Below are 17705 nucleotides of genomic sequence, written 5' to 3' on the forward strand. Positions count from 1 at the left end.
AGTCCTTTTCAAAGGCCATACAGGTTGCGGATGACACTTCCGCGTATCAAACAATGGGGCTTAGGAAGTAAACATATTCAAATTATATGGCAACTTCCTAATATGAAACATAAAAATAGATACTATTCCCGTTCAAAAAGCAGTGAAGCGAAATTTAGACAGATTATTCGCTTTTTTGCCATGGATTTCACGGCAACAGATACAGCGCAATTGGCCAATATCTCTGTCTGTTCAATCAATTCTATCTTCATTAAAATTCGTAAAAAAATAGCATACAAATGTGAACAAGTTTCACCATTTAACGGTGTAGTTGAACTTGATGAATCTTACTTTGGCGCTCGGCGGGTTAGAGGAAAAAGAGGCCGCGGAGCGTCAGGTAAAACAATTGTATTTGGACTGCTGAAACGTGAAGGTAATGTTTATACTGAAATAGTACCGGATTGTTCTAAAGCTACTCTCCAAGGCATTATCCAGAGGTCATCTTGAGCTTGATTCAGTGATTAATACTGATGGCTTGGTTGATATAGGTTTTAATAAACATCTTAGAGTGAATCATGGTGACAATGAATTCGCTTGCGGAGATCGGCATATCAACGGCATTGAGTCATTCTGGGGCTATGCTAAAAAACGTCTGATTAAATTTAATGGAATTGACAAAAAGATGTTTTATCTACATCTTAAAGAAACGGAGTATCGCTTCAATCATAGACATCGTAATTTGTACCTTGATTTGCTTAAACTACTCCGTGAAAACCCTCTTTAGCTTCCTAAGCCCCAAAACAATATTGCAAGTTTAAAAAAGAAAATGCCAGGCAGTTTCTTAACTAACTGGCATTACGCATGCTGCAGGGCTTTTCCCGCCCAAGCTGATGGCCTGAGTGCATTTTCCGGCCGGCTTAAGCCGCCTGAGATTCCGGCTTGGACTTCTCATCCAAAACCGGCCAAATTTCCAGCCCCAAGTCTTTATGCATGTCCGGCAAATCCAGAAAAATGCTGGCGCCTAAAACCTGATGCTGGCATTTTTCCGCAAGCTGCTTCACGGCGCGCAATGTTCCGCCGGTGGCCAGCACATCATCCACCAAAATAACTTTCTGGCTTTTAATATCCGCAGACATTTCCAGGCGGTCTAAGCCGTATTCCAGGCTGTAGCCTACGCCCACCACCGGCGGCGGCAGCTTGCCCGCTTTGCGCACCAGAATCAGGCCCTTGCCTGTGCGCTGCGCCAAAAGGCTCGCCAGCACAAAGCCGCGCGCCTCAACAGCCACAAAACTCTCCGCTTCAGCTAATTTTTCCGCCGGAATGCTGGCGATTAAAGCGTCTGCCACCAGATCAATGTTATTCATGAATAATGGCGTCAGGTCATAGAAGCAAATACCCGGTTTTGGAAAATCTGGAACAGCACGGATGTGCGACCACAATACAGCAGACAAATTGCGCATAGGAGAACTGCAAAATAAGAAAGGAATGGCTGAATTTTAGCGCCAAAATTGAACAATGAACAGCCAACCCTGAATACTAAAAGCATTGTAAGGCGCTAAGTTATTGATTTTATTTATTGCATTTTTTAAATAAATAACAGGTATGAAAATACCTTATCATAATTTAGCAAATCAGCAGCTTACCCGCATCACGACTTTAGTCTAAATCAAGGCGCAAAACCGGCAGGCAACGCAATTCATCCGCTTAAATGACATCAATCAGGGTTAAAATTAAGCGCATGGCGGGTTTTCTGACATTTTTTGCCCCCGCCTGATGTTCCGGTTCTAATTTCACTGATTAAACTCTTACGTACTTTACTTTATAATGGGAACTGCGTAAAAATTTAATGCATGAGTTTGCTGTTAAAGCCGCATCCGTTAAAATCACATTATTAAAGTCTTGCAGTATATGAGTTTTTACTGATCCTTATGTTTAGATCAGTTTTTGGAGAGTCAAATGAAAAAATATCAATGCATCGTTTGCGGATGGATCTATGACGAAGCAGAAGGCTGGCCGCAGGACGGCATTGTGGCGGGCACAAAATGGGATGACATCCCTGACGACTGGACCTGCCCAGACTGCGGCGTGTCTAAAGCCGACTTTGAAATGGTTGAAATTTAGCACATAAAGCAAAAGACCAGCTGCCTTCTGGTCTTTTTTTAGGCCTACATCATATCTATTGCGCTTGGAGCAGAGTATGCACCCTATTGTCATTATCGGTTCAGGCATGGCGGGCTACGCCGCAGCGCGCGAATTCCGCAAGCTGAACACCGAACAAGAACTCATCATGATCTGCGCTGATGACGCCGCAAACTACGCCAAGCCGACATTATCCAACGCCTTGGCGGGCAAAAAAGCGCCGGAACAGATTGCCCTGGGCGACGCCGCCAAAATGGCCGCGCAGCTGAACATGAAAATTGTCAATCATACCTGGGTCAAATCCATTGAAGCGCAGGCGCATCAGCTGCATCTGGAAAATGCGGATGGCGCGGCCTCTGTGCAGGATTATTCCAAGCTGGTGTTAGCCATCGGCGCGAATCCAATCCGCCTGGCGATTGCCGGTGACGGCAGCGATGACATTCATGTAGTCAACAACCTGAATGATTACAAAGCCTTCCGCGCGCATATTGATGAATGCCATGAAAAGCGCGTGGTGATTTTAGGCGCAGGCCTGATCGGCTGCGAATTTGCCAATGATTTGCAGAATACCGGCCACAGCGTCACGGTCATTGACCTTGCGCCGCAGCCGCTGGGGCGCCTGCTTCCCGCGCATGCTGCTGAAGTGTTTAAAGAAAATCTGGAAAAAACCGGCATTCACTTTGTGCTTGGCACCACTGTTGAAAAAGTGTCCAAAGACCAGCACGGCAGCTATTTCGTGACTTTGGCCAGCGGCCAGAGCCTGAAAGCCGATGCTGTGCTTTCCGCCATTGGCCTGCAGCCGAATACCGCCTTGGCCAAAGCCGCCAATATTCATACCCGCCGCGGGGTAGTGACCAATGCCGGACTGGAAACCAGCCAGGCGGATATTTACGCGATGGGCGACTGCGCGGAAGTCAACGGCACCCTGCTGCCGTATGTCATGCCGATTATGCAGCAGGCGCGCGCTTTGGCCAAAACTCTGAACGGTGAACAGACTGCGGTGCACTACCCTGCTATGCCGGTTGCGGTTAAAACCCCGGCTGCGCCGCTGACCGTTTTGCCGGCGCCAGTTGACGCCGATGTCAGCTGGGAAACTGAAGCGCTGGAAGACGGCATGCTGGCGAAAGCTGTGGATGCCGACGGCACATTGCGCGGCTTTGTACTGCTGGGCGCCACCGCAGGCAAGCAGCGCCTTGCGCTGACCAAGCTGGTTCCGGACTTGATTCCGGCCGCAATTTAAGCGTTTAATATAAGGACGTTTTTTAAACAAAAGCGTCCTTTTAAAGGAGAATGGACATGAATAGCGCCTTGCAGTTTAGCAATTCTCCATATACGGCATTTATGCATGAAACCAAAGTCGATCTAGGCAATGGCATAGAACTGCATGTCGAAGTCGGCGGCGATCCTGAGCACCCGCCCATCCTTCTGGTCATGGGTCTAGGCGCGCAAATGCTGTATTGGCCTGATTTTTTCTGCAAATCACTGATTGATCAGGGCTACCGCGTCATCCGCTTTGACAACCGCGACACTGGACTGTCATCCAAAATCAGGAATCCAGGCCCGCGCCTGAACACTTTCAAGCTCATGAGCCGCTTTGCCGTCGGGCTGGAAAATCAGGGCGCGCCGTATGACCTGTATGACATGGCGGAAGACGCCTCCCTGCTGATTGACCGCATGGGTCTGGATCAGGTCGATGTCATCGGCGCCTCCATGGGCGGCATGATTGCGCAGATCCTTTCCGCGAAATATCCTGAAAAAATTAAAAATCTGGGCCTGCTGTTCACCAGCAACAATCAGCCCCTGCTTCCGCCGCCGTTTCCCAAGCAGCTGTTCAGCCTGATCGGCACGCCGGATTCGCATGATGAAGACGGCATCATCAACCACAGCCTGAAGGTATTCAGCATTATCGGCTCTCCAGGCTACTTCAATCAGCTCGAAGCGATTCAGACTGCCCGCCGGCTGTATCAGCGCAGTTATTATCCGGCAGGTATACTTCAGCAGTTTTTAGCCATATTATGTACAGGTTCGCTGCTGCAGCTGGACAAGCAGATCCAGAAGAATACTCTGGTGCTGCACGGGTCTTGTGACCGCCTGCTCCCGCCAAGCCACGGCAAAGCCGTTGCGAAAGCAATTTCCGGCGCTAAATTTGAATTAATTGATGGAATGGGGCATGATATCCCACCGCACTTTATTCCATATCTTAGCGGTTTATTTGCCGATCACTTTAAATCATAAACATTAGGACACTATGGCTGCATTACCATCTTTAAGACAGCTGTCATATCTCGTAACACTGTCTGAAACGCTGCATTTTACCGAAGCTGCGCGCCGTTCGTTTGTCACCCAGTCGACTTTGTCGGGCGGGATCATGGAACTTGAGCGCCTGCTGGGCGGCGTACTTGTAGAACGCGACCGTCAAAATGTCCGTTTAACGCCGCTCGGCGAGCAGGTTGTTGCCCGAGCACGTGTTCTCTTGGCCGATGCGCAGGACTTAATGCGCCTAAGCCGTGAAATGAGTGAGCCGCTCACTGGCGATTTGCATCTTGGCATTATTCCGACCATTGCGCCGTTTATCCTTTCCCAGCTTTTAGACGAAGTGCATAAGCAGCTGCCTAAAATCCAGCTGCACCTGCATGAAGCGCAAAGTGAAAAGATTGTGGAAAAGCTGGAACACGGCAATTTAGACATGGTGGTTTTGGCCCTGCCTTTTGACACCCGCGGCTTAAAAGTTGCTGAAATTGCAAAAGAAAGCCTTTACCTCGTGCATAATTGCGCCGACCAGAACGCTGCCCATGCAGTGTCTCTGGATGATTTGGACCTGTCGCGCTTAATGCTGCTGGAAGAAGGCCACTGCCTGCGTGACCATGCCCTCAGCGCGTGCCCGATTGGCGAGCGTAAAAATGACCACCGCCTGAAAGCCAGCTCCCTGCCGACGCTGGTGGAAATGGTTTCTGCAGATTTGGGCTTTACCCTGCTTCCTGAAATCGCGATTCATACCAATATGATTAAGGCGGATCAGCATCTGGCGGTTAAGCCGGTTGAAGCAGGGCCAAGCCGCACGCTGGCTTTAGTGACCCGCAAAAGCACGCCGCTGCAAAGCGAATTTGACGTGCTGCTGCAGATTCTGCAGAAAATTACGCAGAACCTGCATTAATTTATCCATGCGGTGATTTCAAATATAGAAAAGGAGCATGCAATGCTCCTTTTTTTATTGCTGAAATTTTCAGATCAAGCGCAAAAGAAAAAGGGCAAGCCAATTACAGCTGCCCAGTTAAGGAAAACATACAGATGATTTCACACTCGAGTATTAAATCATCTATATCCTTTATAAATCTTCCGGCTAGCCAGATAAGCCAGAAGATGCCTCATATTAAACAGCTGATAAAGCTGGGTATATCCCCATTTTTGGGTATTTTTAACCATTATTCAAATCAGCCGGCTGGAAGATGCGGGGGCAATGCCGCGGAAAATTCAGTTCAGGCAGCCTAGATTGCATTGCGCTGAAAAAAGCTGGGAGAAATTTCCCCTGCAGGCGAAAGCGCTGCCCCCCGCGCACAGCGCCGGCACGCGCCTTTAGCTGGGCAGATCAGGCCCTGAATCAGCAAGCCGCGCCGAAGCGCCAGCCCCAGAAAATAAAATTAAAAATTTATAAATAACTTTTTAACCACAGTCACTTAAATATAATTTACTCTATAAATACCTATTTTTTGGGATATTATTTTGCGGCTTTTTCATGCAAAGTTGACTGCACTGAAGGTAATTTTTTTTAATGCAATTGATTCTAGAGTACCTGAATTCATGGTCAATGATCTCATTCTGCCTGTACCGGTGCTGCTGATTAACCGCCGCGCTGCCCTGCCCGAGCCGCTGCTGCGGAATATTCTGAAAGATATGGGCTATCCCCAGGAGCTGATTATGTCCGGGCAGACGCTTGATGCTGCAGAAAAGCTGATGATTCAGCATCTGCCCAACCTGATTTTTTACAGCGCTTTTGAGCGCGCAGACCTGAATTTCATCAAAACAATTAAACACTGCTGCCCTTCCAGCCATTTAGTGACTTTCCATCAGGCAGCGCAGACTGAATTAATTTCTGCAGCCCTTCAGGCGGGCGCGGACGCTTACCTGCTGGACGGCGCATCCGCCGAAGCTGCGCTGCAGCAGATGAAAAGCATTTTGCGCGGCGGCGCGGCGCTGCATCCGCAGTTTGCGCGCTGCCTGCTGCAAGAAGCCTTCAATAGCGCCGGAAGCAGCGCAGCTGTCAAGCCGCTCAGCCCTGCTGAACAGCAGATTCTTCAGCTGATCAGCCAGTCCAGCACGGCTGAGCAGACTGCGGCGCGCTTAAAGCTTTCCGCCTATCAGGTTGACGGCTTGATCAGAAATATCTTCAGAAAGCTGGCCGCGCGCAGCCCTTCGGCTTAGCGCAATAAACAGGGCGCTCAAGGCGCCCTGTCGATCATGGTTTTTCGGTTTTGCCGCTGGGTCACTTAATCATTTCCAGCAGCAGGCGCTGCGAGTTATGCGGCGCTTCGCCTTCCGCAGCCTGCACGCGCACCCATGTACCATCGCCCTGCAGCAACCAGGACTGCTGATTGTCCTGCAGATAGTTCAGCAGGCCCTGCTGGTAAATGCGCTTCTTCAAGGCCGGATCTTCAACCGGGAAGCAGGCTTCCACACGGTTGAACAGGTTGCGGTCCATCCAGTCCGCGCTTGAGCAGTAAATGCGCGCATCGCCGTTATTGCCGAAGTAATACACACGGGTATGCTCAAGGAAGCGCCCGACAATTGAGCGCACGCGGATATTTTCCGACAGCCCCGGCAGGCCCGGGCGCAGGCAGCAGATGGAGCGGATGATCAGGTCAATCTGCACGCCCGCCTGCGACGCTTCATACAGCTTGTTGATCAGCTGCATTTCGGTCAGCGCATTGACTTTAACAATAATCTGCGCCGGCTTGCCGGCTTTGGCATTGGCAATTTCATCATCAATAAAATTGATCAATTGCGCATGCAGGGTAAAAGGCGCGTGCAGCAGCTTTTTCAGCTTGGCCATTTTGCCCATGCCGGTCAGCTCCTGAAAAATGCGGTGCACATCTTCGCACAGCTCTTTGTCGGTAGTGAGCAGGCCATAGTCAGTATAAATCCGCGCGTTGCCGGCATGATAGTTGCCCGTGCCCAAATGCACATAGCGCACCAGCTTATTGTTCTCGCGGCGCACCACCAGAATCATTTTGGCATGGGTTTTATAGCCGACAATGCCGTAAACCACCACCGCGCCGGCTTCCTGCAGCACATTGGCCACCGCAATATTGGACTCCTCATCAAAGCGCGCGCGCAGCTCAATCACCGCGGTCACTTCCTTGCCGTTGCGGGCGGCTTCGGCCAGCACCTGCACAATTTCAGAATCTGCGCCGCTGCGGTACAGGGTCTGCTTAATCGCCAGCACCTGCGGGTCGCGCGCCGCTTCGCGCAGCAGGTTAATCACCGGCGCAAAGGATTCATAAGGATGATGCAGCAGGATGTCCTGCTTCTGCATGGCGCTGAAAATATTTTCAGATTTTTTCAGCACCTTGGGAATGACCGGCGTATGCGAGTCGTAGCGCAAATGCGGGCGCTTGAAGTTGGACAGCAGGCGCGCCAGATTGACCGGGCCATCGACCTTGTACAGCTGCTCTTCGTCCAGATCGAACTCATCCAGCAGATAATCGTAAATATGCTTCGGACAGTTGTGCGTCACTTCCAGACGCACCGCGCGGCCAAAGCGGCGCGAGCTTAATTCGCCTTTCAGCGCCTTGGCCAAGTCTTCAACATCTTCATTTAAAGCCAAGTCGGCATTGCGCGTCACGCGGAACTGGTAGCAGCCGGTTGCGGTCATGCCCGGGAAAAGGTCGGAAACATGCTCATGGATAATGGCGGACAGCATCACATGGTGCTCTTTGCCGCCGGTCAGCTCGTCCGGCAGGCGCACCACGCGCGGCAGTGAGCGCGGCGCAGGCACAACCGCCAGATCAATCTGCCGGCCAAAAGCGTCCTTGCCTTCCAGCGTCACAATAAAGTTCAGGCTTTTATTGACCAGGCGCGGGAATGGATGCGCAGGGTCCAGGCTGATTGGGGTAAGAACCGGCGCCACCTGCTCCTGAAAATATTTTTTCACCCATGCCGACTGCGCAGGCGTGAGTTCGCCGCGGCGCAGGAAGCAGATGTCTTCTTCGCGCAGCTTGTTTAAAATTTCCTGATTCAGGATGCGGTACTGGCGCTCAATGGCGGCATGCGCAGTGGCTGAAATCTGATCCAGCACCTGCTTTGGCGTCAGGCCGTCCGGGCTGCGGCTTTCATTGCCCAAGTCCAGCTGCTCCATGACGCCCGCCACGCGGATTTCAAAGAACTCATCCAGATTGCGCGAAAAAATCAGCAGGAAGTTCATGCGCTCCAGCAGAGGATGCAGCGGATCGACCGCCTGTTCCAGCACCCGCAGGTGGAAATCTAAAATCGACAGTTCGCGATTGATATAGCGGTCATTATAAGTATATTCAGTTTGTGCAGGCGGAGTTTCAGCTGCCGTATTCATATCTAACCTATGCTTTTAAAAGTGCGGTGCATGGCCATAAGTATGCTTCAATTTTGTGACAATTTCATAAAAAAAAGCCTGAATTTCTAGGCTTTTTTTGCTCCACAAGTGCATCCATCAGGGAATATGGCTATAGCGCATATAGCGCTGGATCATGCGCTTGCGGTACTGCAGCTTGCGGTCAGCGCGGTGCTCCTGATAATACTTTGGATTGGGCAGAATCGCCGCCAGAAAGGCCGCCTGCTCCCGGCTCAGGCTGCGCGAGCTTTTGCCGAAATAATACTGGGTCGCAGCTTCAACGCCGTAAATATTATCGCCGAATTCCACCGAGTTCAAATACACTTCCAAAATGCGCTCTTTCGACCACATGCGCTCCATCATCCAGGTCGCAACAGCTTCCTGGCCTTTGCGCAGAAATGAGCGCTTATTGTATAAAAACAGGTTCTTGGCCAGCTGCTGCGAAATCGTGGAGCCGCCCGCCACCACTTTGCCCTGGTCTTTATTGCGCTCCAACGCAAACTGCATGCCTTCCCAGTCAAAGCCGCTGTGCTGCAGGAATTTGCCGTCTTCGGCCGCCACTACGGCATGCTTCATGTAATCGCTGATCTGGCTGTAATCGCGCCATTCATGCTTAATCGGCTCAGACGGATCTGACCAGTAGTCCAGGCGCATCATCATGGTGCTATCCACAGGATGGGTGCGCCACCAGGCCAAGCTGGCAAAAATCCACAACTGCACCAAAAGCGCCAGACTGACCAGAATGACTAAAGTGCGGGCAAGAAAGGCTTTCATGTCAGTCGGCTGCTCCGGAAAATCTGTTTTTTCATGTTAAGCTTGTTATTAAACGAATAATCACCGCAAAAGAATAGCATGCCAGAACTTTCACCTCCGCAAGTAAACGCTAAACTTGAAATTCAGCTGTGGTGGTTTACCGCCCTGCTGATTGCCGTCAATACCGGGCTGTTTGCGTGGCAAGTCCTGCATGGCATGGACATCAGCAATCCAAGCACTGCCGATGCGATCCGCTGGGGTGCTGATTATGCACCTTTAAGCTTTTTAGCGGAACCCGTCCGCCTGCTCACCAGCATGTTTTTTCATTTCGGCCTGATCCACCTCATGCTGAATATGTGGGCGCTGTATATTTTCGGCAGCATTGCCGAACAGATGCTGGGGCGCATGTATTTCATCGGGCTGTATTTTCTGGCCGGCATCAGCGGTTCCCTGCTCAGCGGCTATGTGTCGATTCAGGACACATACGAGCTGCTCCGCACCGGCGCAGCCAACCGCGAACTGCTGCCGAGCGTCGGCGCCGGCGCATCAGGCGCAGTGATGGGACTTGGCGCGGCGCTCACGGTGCTGTCGCTGCTGCCTGTGCTGCCGCAGCAGCGTTTTCTGCTGGACAAAAAAACCTTGGTCAGCGTGATGGCCATCAACCTGGCGATGGGCTTTATGATCAGCGGCATCAATAACGCAGCCCATATCGGCGGCATGCTCATGGGGGCTTTTCTGGCTGCGGCATGGTATTTCGGACAGAAGATTCAGCGCGCGCCGATGGTCAATCTGGCCAGCCTGCTGCTGGGCCTGGCAGCCTGTTGGTTCATTTATCAATACTGCCTGTCGCTGGTGGTGTACATCACCCCGCTTTGGCAGGAGCTGATTCAATGGATGAACCGTTCCGCCGGATAGGCCCAAACGCAGCGCCGCGTCGCAGCTACTGATTCATCTCGCGCAGGCTTTGCAGCGGCGGAATATCGCAGAGATAACTCAGGCGGTAACGGCCAATCAGCGCGCACAGCAGCGCCATCAGCGGCGGCAGAATCAGCCATATTCCGCCATGCAGCTGCACCGCCAGATCCATTTTATAGCTGGCGACAGCGCTGATCACTTCCGCAAACAGGCAGGATACCAAGCCTGCAATCAGGCCCATAAAGCCGATTTCCATGCTCAGCATGCGCTTCATTTTCTGCCTGGAGCCGCCGAACGCGCGCAGCAAAGCCACTTCGCGCTTGCGCTCATCCATCAGCAGATTCAGGCAGGCCGCCAGCACTAAAATGCCGGACAGCGCCACCAGCGCCGCTAAAATGCTGACGATCTGCACCAGCAGGCTGACAATGCGCCTGATTTCATCCAGAATCAGGCTGACATCAATAAATACGGTATTGGAAAACTGCTGAATCAGCGCAATCAGCTGCGGCTTTTCCGCATCCGGCACATAAAAGCTGCCCAGATAGCTGCCGGCATTTTCATCCATAGTCTGCGGTGAAAAAATAAAGAAGAAATTCGGACTGAAGCTTTCCCACTCCACGCTGCGCAGGTTGACAACCTGCGCCTGCAGCGGGCCTTCAGGCAGACTGAAGGTCAGCCGGTCGCCAATTTGGATGCCCAGTTCCGCGGCGGTTTCCGCCTCAACCGAGACTTGGCCGCTCTGGCTGAATTTAGCTGCACCGCTGAGAATTTTATTGTCTGCCGGATAGGATGCGGCCTGAGTCAAATTCAGCTCGCGGCGCAGCGAATTATTGCCCTGCACCAGCGCTGCGGCAAAAGGCTGGCCATTCTTCGCCACCAGGCGCCCGCGCACGTTGGGATACAGCGGCGTGCCTGTCCAGCCGTGCGCGTCCAGCTGCTGCCTGAATGCAGGCATATCCAAGGGCGGCAGGCCATAGACAAACTGATTGGGCGTGCCTGCCGGCAGCTGCTGCTGCCAGCGCTCCAGCAAATCTGTGCGCAGCACCGCCAGCACCGTAATCAGGCTCAGGCCCAAAGCCAGCGCAGTAATTTGAAATGCGGTCTGATACGGCGTGCGCACATAGGCGGAAAGGCCGGTCTTCAGGCTGCGGATAAACTTCAGCACAGTCCAGACCAGCAGATAAAGCACCGCGCACAGCGCAATAACTGCGCCCATCACCCATGCGGTCAGCGCCAAATTTTCAGTCAACACCGCGCTGAACAGCGCCAGGCTGACGGTGCCGGCCAGCAGCATCCACAGCATGGACTGCAGCGGTTTTTCCTGCTGGCGGATGACCCGGACCGGCGGGGTATTCAGCAGCTGCCAAAGGCTCGGCAAGACAAAGCCCAGCAGCACCGCAGCGCTGGTCAGCATGGCCACCGGCAATGGCCCCAGCAGCATCGCGCTGGCGGAAAACGCCACATTTAAATGCGGAATCAGCTGCAGCATTAATTGCAGCAAAGTAAAACCGAGGCCCATGCCAAACAGGCTGCCTATCAGCATGGCAATTGCAAAGACCGCCGCCAGCAGCGCCAGATAGGCCTGGAGAATCTGCTGCCTGGACGCGCCCATGCAGCGCATCAGGGCGATATGATCCTGATTCTGCTGCACATAGCGCTGGCTGCTTAAGGCAATCGCAATGCCGCAGAGCAGAATGGTCAGAATATTCGCCAGCTGCAGAAAGGTATCCAAATTGGCAATCGGCTTCATCAGGCGGGTATTGCCTTCGCTGGCGTTTCTTAAGCGCAGGCTGCTTTGCTCATCCGCCGCCGCTCCATCCGCCAGCTGTGTTTTGGCGCCAGCTTCAGGATGCCGCAGCTGCTTAAAGCGCTGTTCAAACTGCCGGGTATTTTCAGCAGCGCCCGCCAGCAGCAGGCGGTATTCAATGCGGCTGCCGGCCTGCACTGCATGGGTCTTGGCGACGTCCTGCCGGGAAATGATCACCGTCGGGGAAAAGCCGCTGAAGCCCAGCTCCTGATTGGAGTCATGCGCAATCTTGGCTGTGACCTTAAAGGCGCCATCGGCGATATGCAGCGCATCGCCGATTTTAACCTGCAGCAGATCCATCGCGCGCTGGCTCAGCCAGACTTCGCCGGATTGAATCCGCTGCGCCGCCGGCTGCAGGCGAAGCTCGCCGCGCAATGGAAAAGACCCGTCGATGGCTTTGACATTGACCATGACAAACTGATCTGAGGTATGCGCCATGGAACCGAACATGGTCACTTCGCTCTGCTTCAGCTGCAGCTGCGACGCCTGATCTTTCCATGACTGGGCAAGCGGCGCGCTGTCGCTCAGCACCAGATCCCCCGCCAGCATTTCGGCTGCCTGCAGGGCTACGGCGTTCTGAATCTGCGCATTGCTGAACTTCAGCGCAGTGGTCGCGCTGATGGCCAAGGTCAGGGCGATAATCAGCAGATAAACCCCGGTGCTTTTAAAGCTTTGCGTTAATAGCGGACGGAACAGCGCGTTCATCTCATGCCCTCTGCAGATGTTCAGTCAGCTGACCATCGGCCAGTTCATAATGGCGCTGGCACTGGGCTGCCAGCCGCGGATCATGGGTGACTAAAATCAGTGTGGTGCCCAATTCGCGGTTCAGCTGAAACAGCAGCTGTTCAATTTCCCTGGCGGTTGCGCCATCCAGATTGCCGGTCGGCTCATCGGCAAAGATAATCTGCGGCTGGCTGATCAGCGCGCGGGCAATCGCCACCCGCTGCTGCTCCCCGCCGGACAGCACTTTCGGCGTTTGCGCAGCCTGGCGCTCCAGCCCGACTTTGGCCAGCAGCGCCAAGGCTTTGCGCTCCGCTTCCGCATAATTGAAATGCGGCTGCAGGCGCAAAGGCAGCATGACATTTTCCAGCGCGCTTAAATGCGGCAGCAGCTGAAAGGACTGAAAGACAAAGCCGATATGCTTGAGGCGCACGGCAGCGCGCTGCTCTTCATTCAGCTGCTCAATGGCTGCTCCGCAAACCTGCAAATGCCCTGAACTGGCCTGATCCAGCGTGGCTAAAATCCCCAGCAAAGTGGATTTTCCGGAACCGGAGCGCCCGGTAATGGCGACCTGCTCGCCTGCATGGATCTGCAGGTTCAAATTTTCAAAAATGCGCAGCTCTTTATCCGCAAGCTGGATCTTTTGCGTCAACTGCTGTGCAGAAATAATCGCCTGTGGCATGATGGATGGCTCAGTCGTCAATTGGGTCATAGCTTCCCTCTATGCAAAATCATATGCAGCGCCGCGGTCAAAAATTCCGCGCCCTCCTCCGCCTGACGGCGCTGGGCCTGTGCCTTGCGCCTATGCTGGCCTGCGCCAAAACCATTATGATTGTCGGCGACAGCTTAAGCGCAGGCTATGGGCTGCAGCCGCAGCAGGGCTGGGTGCATCTGCTGCAGAAACGCTTAGAGCAACAGTATCCGAAACAGCATAAAGTGGTCAATGCAAGCGTCAGCGGCGAAACCACCAGCGGCGCTTTGGCGCGCCTGCCGAAACTGCTGCAGGCCCATCAGCCGCATGTGGTGGTGATTGAGCTGGGAGGCAATGACGGCCTGCGCGGCCAGCCGCCGCAGATGATTCAGAAAAATCTGGCGCAGCTGATTGAAAAAAGCCAGCAAGCCAAAGCCAAAGTAGTGGTCTTCGGCATGAAGATTCCGCCCAATTACGGCACAGCCTACAGCAAAGCCTTTGAAAGCAGTTACCAGACCGTCAGCCGGCAGTACCGCGTGAAGCTGCTGCCGTTCTTTATGGAAGGCGTCGCAGGCAACCGAAGCCTGATGCAGAATGATCAGATTCATCCGAATGCCAAAGCGCAGCCGGCTTTATTGAACAATGCCTATCCCTATATTAAAAGCAGCTTATAAAAAGGCTGCTTATAAAAAGCAAAAGGCGCTTTATCCAAAGCGCCTTCAACAACTTTCATAAGAATGGCTGAATTAGAAAATCAGCTTAGAAGTCATAGAACGTGACTTCGCCGGTTTCCAGCGAATATTCTGCGCCAACCACTTTCAGCTTGCCTTTGGCAATCAGGCTTTCCAGCACAGCTGAACCGTGGCGCAGCTGATTGACCGAGGCGAAAACATTGGAGCGCACCGCATGCACGGATAATTTTTCCAAATCATCTTTCAGTTCGGTCTGCAGTAAAATTTCAACGGATGGGCGCACGCGGTTCACAATAGACATCAGGTTTGCAGAAGGCGGCGACGCAGGGTTCATCAGCGCTTCGATAGTTGAATGAATGGCGCCGCAGTGGGTATGGCCCAAAACAATCACCAGAGGGCAGCCGAAACTGTCAGCGGCGAATTCCACACTGCCGACTTGTGACGGCGCAACAATATTGCCCGCAACGCGGATCACAAACAGGTCACCCAAGCCCTGGTCAAAAACCATTTCCGCCGGCACGCGCGAGTCTGAACAGCCCAGTATAATCGCAAACGGCTCCTGGCTTTCAGCCATTTCCGCCCGCTGCTGATGCGTCAAAAGCGTCAGATGCTTGGTTTGACCATTAACAAAACGTTCGTTGCCTTTTTTTAAACGATCTAAAGCTTCTTCTGCTGTTAGCATGTTCTTCCATCCTTATTTGAAGTTTTCACATTTTAATCCGCGGCCTAGGGAATGTCACTTGCAAAACATTAGCTGGCGGGTTTTTCTCAGGCCGGTTTTTTCTGGCCTTTTTTTCACGCGGCGCGCCGCCGGGCTGCGGTTTGCGCCGCGGCTTGCGCGCTCAGAACGGCATAAAATGCCAATGCATAAATCTTTTTCTGTGCAAACTCCCCCAGTTTTCTAGACGCAGTTCACATTTCATGCAATCTGAACGAATTGGGTCAAAAAAGCTTAACGTGACAAGCCGGCCATTTGGACTACAATATCTTCCAAAGCGCCTGCCCTAAGCCAGATGTTCCCGCGCAGGCCATTGCTCAATAAACGCCATAACAAATTCAAGCTGTATTTAGGGATCAAGCCAGTCAATGAAAGGATTGCATTCGACACTCAGCCGCGCGCTGAAACTGAGCTGCCTCAGCTGCCTGCTGCTCTTGGGCGAGCCCAGCTTTGCAGATGCAGACAGCGCGCTTCCGCCAGCCATAATTCCGCCGCAGATTCTGCTGAACCACCTGCTTCAGGAGCGCAAAGCAGCCGGGCTGACAGCTAAAACCGTGCAGGTCGGCAGTGTGGCCTGGAGCTACAGCGAAGGCGGTTCCCGCACCAACCCTTCCATTTTGCTGATTCACGGCCTGGCCGGCAGCCGCGACAACTGGAACCGCGTGGCGCACTATCTGACGCCGTATTACCACGTCATCATTCCCGACTTGCCCAGCAATGGCGACACCCGGGTGCCGGCCAACTTTGATGCTTCCGTGCCGAATGTGACTGAGCAGCTGCGCCAGTTTGCGGAAAAAATTGAGATTGAAGACCGGCTGAATGTTGCCGGGCATTCGCTGGGCGGCTCAATTGCCACGGTTTACGCTGCGCAGTACCCTTTTGACACGCAAAGCCTGTTTCTGCTGAACAGCGCCGGCATTTACAGGCAGGCCACAACTGCATATTCCAAAAACCCCTACGCCTTAAAGCAGCTGATTGTTTCCAAGCCGGGCGATTTAGATGAAGTGATGCATCAGCTGATGCAAAATCCGCCGGCGATGCCTTTCAAGCTGAAGCAGGCGCAGGAAAAACTGCTGATCGCGCAGTCAGATCAAACCAGCAAAATGATTGATCAGGTGGCGGCGATGAACCGGATTTATACACCGGACAGCTTTGCCCGCCTGACCCAGGCGGTTGAAGCGCCCACCCTGATTCTTTGGGGCAGGCAGGACAAGATCATTAATGTTGAAGCCGCAAATGAGCTGAAATCTTTATTGAAACGCGCAGAAGCTCCTGTCATCCTTAACAATGTTGGCCATATGCCAATTTTAGAGGCTGAACGGGAAGTCGCAGATCATTACCTGCCTTTCCTGGCAAAAAGCCAAAAGTTTAAAAACCCGCTTGCGGATAAACTTATCCCTTTAAACTGATAGGCCCGGTTTTAAATCAACTTGGCGCTGAAGGACAGCATGCAGAAAAACCCGATGATAGAGCAGCTGATTGATGCGCAGCTGAATTTTTTAGACCTGAACTTTGCTCAGGCGGATACGCTTCAGAGCGAGTTTTTAAGCTTTTATCACTGGTTCAGAAAGCAGCCCCTGCAGCAGCTGTGGAGCTTTGAACAGATTAATGCGCTAATTCAGAAGCAGATTCTGCAAACCCCTGCCAGCAGTTTTTTGCTGGAGCAAATTGCTGAGCAGATTAAATTCGCGCTGATCCACCCGGCAAATGACGGCACGGCAATTGCCGATATTATTCCGGTTCTGACTGTGGATAAAATTGCGCAGTACGTGGCCAGCAAAAGCGGCCACCGCCAGCGCCTGATTAAGGCTGTGGTCAATAACCCGGCTTTTTCCGCCATGATCACCCAGCTGATTCAGCACGCCATTCAGGACTATGCGGATAATTCTGTGATTGCCAAAAGCGTGCCCGGCGTGTCGCGCTTTATGAAAATGAGCAAATCGGTGCTGGAAAATGTCACCGATACCAATCTGGACAGCGCGGTCAGCAAATATCTGCAGAAAAATATCCTGAAGTTCAGCCAAATGAGCGAACACGTGCTGAATCAGCACTTTGACGACCATAAGCTGTATCATTTTCAGGCCAATCTCTGGCATAAAATCAAAAGCATGCCGGCTGCCGTGCTGAAAAACTATATCGAAGTGCAGGACTTGCCTGAAACCGTGGGCTTAGGCCATGAAATTTGGGATCATATCCGCCAGTCGGATTACTTGAAGCAGCAGGTGCATGACGGTGTGTATGCGTGGTATATCCGCAATCAGGAGCGCCCTTTTGACCTGCTGCTGCGCGACTTGAATATTGATGAAGCCTTAATTCAGCATGAACTGCAGGATTTGCTCAATCCCGTGATGCAGCAGGTGATCAGCTCAAAGTACTTGCGGCAGCGCGCGCGGGCGCATTTGGAACGGTTTTATTATTCAGATGAAGCGCAGCGGATTCTAGCGCAGTAGGCTTGCGCAAAAGATTTGGCCATAGATAAGATTATATTTTCCGCCTGCGGGCAGGGCTTCACAGGAAACTCTGACCGCCGGGCGGCATAGATGCAATCAGGGGGAAAAACGCGTTTTCCTCCCCAATTATTTTAGTATTTAAACGCCGCGCCAATAAACACTTTCTGGCATTCCGCCAAAGGCATATAAAAATAGCCTCTATTGAGATAATGCTGATCAGTTAAGCGTAATTTCATTATTACTGATTGATAAATCTCCCCT

Annotated in this window: 15 protein-coding genes and 1 pseudogene; 10 read left to right on the plus strand and 6 right to left on the minus strand. The window is 52.5% G+C overall.

Going from position 1 to position 17705, the window contains the following annotated elements:
• Window positions 1-102 precede the first annotated feature (102 nt).
• Window positions 103-763, plus strand: a pseudogene (locus RSA72_RS10415) (IS1595 family transposase).
• A 133-nt stretch (window positions 764-896) separates the two neighbouring features.
• On the opposite strand, the gene RSA72_RS10420 reads toward RSA72_RS10415, so the two are convergent.
• The gene (locus RSA72_RS10420; RefSeq protein WP_332633149.1) at window positions 897-1439 is read right to left on the minus strand and encodes an adenine phosphoribosyltransferase; all 543 of its coding nucleotides are present in this window, start codon (window positions 1437-1439) and stop codon (window positions 897-899) included.
• Window positions 1440-1935: 496 nt separating this feature from the next.
• On the opposite strand from RSA72_RS10420, the gene rubA reads away from it, so the two are divergent.
• The 5 genes from rubA (at window position 1936) to RSA72_RS10445 (ending at window position 6537) form a co-directional block, all read left to right on the plus strand.
• Entirely contained in the window at window positions 1936-2100 is a 165-nt protein-coding gene (gene rubA / locus RSA72_RS10425) for a rubredoxin RubA (RefSeq protein ID WP_005008208.1), read from the plus strand.
• 76 nt (window positions 2101-2176) lie between these two features.
• Window positions 2177-3358 carry an NAD(P)/FAD-dependent oxidoreductase gene (locus RSA72_RS10430; RefSeq protein ID WP_332633154.1) on the plus strand — a complete coding sequence of 394 codons (1182 nt, stop codon included), beginning with the start codon at window positions 2177-2179 and terminating at the stop codon, window positions 3356-3358.
• A 56-nt stretch (window positions 3359-3414) separates the two neighbouring features.
• Window positions 3415-4353 (plus strand): esterase EstB, encoded by a 939-nt coding sequence (estB, locus tag RSA72_RS10435; RefSeq protein WP_332624390.1) that lies wholly within the window; start codon window positions 3415-3417, stop codon window positions 4351-4353.
• Between the two features lie 13 nt (window positions 4354-4366).
• Complete coding sequence (gene oxyR / locus RSA72_RS10440) at window positions 4367-5272, plus strand: LysR family transcriptional regulator OxyR (RefSeq protein WP_332624389.1); 906 nt, start codon at window positions 4367-4369, stop codon at window positions 5270-5272.
• A gap of 644 nt (window positions 5273-5916) precedes the next feature.
• Entirely contained in the window at window positions 5917-6537 is a 621-nt protein-coding gene (locus RSA72_RS10445) for a LuxR C-terminal-related transcriptional regulator (RefSeq protein WP_332633156.1), read from the plus strand.
• Between the two features lie 61 nt (window positions 6538-6598).
• Here RSA72_RS10445 and ppk1 read toward each other — a convergent pair whose 3' ends face one another.
• Entirely contained in the window at window positions 6599-8680 is a 2082-nt protein-coding gene (gene ppk1 / locus RSA72_RS10450; protein WP_332623104.1) for a polyphosphate kinase 1, read from the minus strand.
• Between the two features lie 117 nt (window positions 8681-8797).
• Window positions 8798-9472 carry a monofunctional biosynthetic peptidoglycan transglycosylase gene (gene mtgA, locus RSA72_RS10455; RefSeq protein WP_332623105.1) on the minus strand — a complete coding sequence of 225 codons (675 nt, stop codon included), beginning with the start codon at window positions 9470-9472 and terminating at the stop codon, window positions 8798-8800.
• A gap of 78 nt (window positions 9473-9550) precedes the next feature.
• Here mtgA and RSA72_RS10460 point away from each other — a divergent pair, with 78 nt between their 5' ends.
• A complete protein-coding gene (locus RSA72_RS10460) occupies window positions 9551-10366 on the plus strand; it encodes a rhomboid family intramembrane serine protease (RefSeq protein WP_332623106.1) in 816 nt (271 codons plus the stop codon).
• Between the two features lie 25 nt (window positions 10367-10391).
• Here the strand turns inward: RSA72_RS10460 and RSA72_RS10465 are convergent, their stop codons facing one another.
• Window positions 10392-12878, minus strand: a complete 2487-nt coding sequence (locus RSA72_RS10465) for an ABC transporter permease (RefSeq protein WP_332623107.1) — start codon at window positions 12876-12878, stop codon at window positions 10392-10394.
• 1 nt (window position 12879) lies between these two features.
• Window positions 12880-13605, minus strand: a complete 726-nt coding sequence (locus tag RSA72_RS10470) for an ABC transporter ATP-binding protein (protein ID WP_332623108.1) — start codon at window positions 13603-13605, stop codon at window positions 12880-12882.
• A 23-nt stretch (window positions 13606-13628) separates the two neighbouring features.
• Between RSA72_RS10470 and RSA72_RS10475 the strand changes: the two genes are divergently transcribed.
• The gene (locus tag RSA72_RS10475; RefSeq protein ID WP_443098298.1) at window positions 13629-14258 is read left to right on the plus strand and encodes an arylesterase; all 630 of its coding nucleotides are present in this window, start codon (window positions 13629-13631) and stop codon (window positions 14256-14258) included.
• Between the two features lie 85 nt (window positions 14259-14343).
• Here the strand turns inward: RSA72_RS10475 and RSA72_RS10480 are convergent, their stop codons facing one another.
• Window positions 14344-14958: a carbonic anhydrase gene (locus RSA72_RS10480; protein ID WP_332623109.1), complete on the minus strand. Its 615-nt coding sequence runs from the start codon at window positions 14956-14958 to the stop codon at window positions 14344-14346.
• 404 nt (window positions 14959-15362) lie between these two features.
• Between RSA72_RS10480 and RSA72_RS10485 the strand changes: the two genes are divergently transcribed.
• Together RSA72_RS10485 and RSA72_RS10490 are read left to right on the plus strand one after the other, a co-directional pair.
• Complete coding sequence (locus tag RSA72_RS10485; protein WP_332623110.1) at window positions 15363-16403, plus strand: alpha/beta fold hydrolase; 1041 nt, start codon at window positions 15363-15365, stop codon at window positions 16401-16403.
• 39 nt (window positions 16404-16442) lie between these two features.
• On the plus strand, window positions 16443-17444 hold the full coding sequence (locus RSA72_RS10490; protein ID WP_332623111.1) for a hypothetical protein: 1002 nt from the start codon (window positions 16443-16445) through the stop codon (window positions 17442-17444).
• Window positions 17445-17705: the final 261 nt, after the last annotated feature.

The sequence above is a fragment of the Acinetobacter sp. genome, assembly GCF_036659555.1.
Lineage (GTDB): Bacteria > Pseudomonadota > Gammaproteobacteria > Pseudomonadales > Moraxellaceae > Acinetobacter.

What these genes read in the sequence shown, in the direction of transcription:
- RSA72_RS10420 (WP_332633149.1), bottom strand. Translation starts at nt 1,439, where the DNA reads ATGCGCAATTTGTCTGCTGTATTGTGGTCGCACATCCGTGCTGTTCCA.
- rubA (WP_005008208.1), top strand. Translation starts at nt 1,936, where the DNA reads ATGAAAAAATATCAATGCATCGTTTGCGGATGGATCTATGACGAAGCA.
- RSA72_RS10430 (WP_332633154.1), top strand. Translation starts at nt 2,177, where the DNA reads ATGCACCCTATTGTCATTATCGGTTCAGGCATGGCGGGCTACGCCGCA.
- estB (WP_332624390.1), top strand. Translation starts at nt 3,415, where the DNA reads ATGAATAGCGCCTTGCAGTTTAGCAATTCTCCATATACGGCATTTATG.
- oxyR (WP_332624389.1), top strand. Translation starts at nt 4,367, where the DNA reads ATGGCTGCATTACCATCTTTAAGACAGCTGTCATATCTCGTAACACTG.
- RSA72_RS10445 (WP_332633156.1), top strand. Translation starts at nt 5,917, where the DNA reads ATGGTCAATGATCTCATTCTGCCTGTACCGGTGCTGCTGATTAACCGC.
- ppk1 (WP_332623104.1), bottom strand. Translation starts at nt 8,680, where the DNA reads ATGAATACGGCAGCTGAAACTCCGCCTGCACAAACTGAATATACTTAT.
- mtgA (WP_332623105.1), bottom strand. Translation starts at nt 9,472, where the DNA reads ATGAAAGCCTTTCTTGCCCGCACTTTAGTCATTCTGGTCAGTCTGGCG.
- RSA72_RS10460 (WP_332623106.1), top strand. Translation starts at nt 9,551, where the DNA reads ATGCCAGAACTTTCACCTCCGCAAGTAAACGCTAAACTTGAAATTCAG.
- RSA72_RS10465 (WP_332623107.1), bottom strand. Translation starts at nt 12,878, where the DNA reads ATGAACGCGCTGTTCCGTCCGCTATTAACGCAAAGCTTTAAAAGCACC.
- RSA72_RS10470 (WP_332623108.1), bottom strand. Translation starts at nt 13,605, where the DNA reads ATGACCCAATTGACGACTGAGCCATCCATCATGCCACAGGCGATTATT.
- RSA72_RS10475 (WP_443098298.1), top strand. Translation starts at nt 13,629, where the DNA reads ATGCAGCGCCGCGGTCAAAAATTCCGCGCCCTCCTCCGCCTGACGGCG.
- RSA72_RS10480 (WP_332623109.1), bottom strand. Translation starts at nt 14,958, where the DNA reads ATGCTAACAGCAGAAGAAGCTTTAGATCGTTTAAAAAAAGGCAACGAA.
- RSA72_RS10485 (WP_332623110.1), top strand. Translation starts at nt 15,363, where the DNA reads ATGAAAGGATTGCATTCGACACTCAGCCGCGCGCTGAAACTGAGCTGC.
- RSA72_RS10490 (WP_332623111.1), top strand. Translation starts at nt 16,443, where the DNA reads ATGCAGAAAAACCCGATGATAGAGCAGCTGATTGATGCGCAGCTGAAT.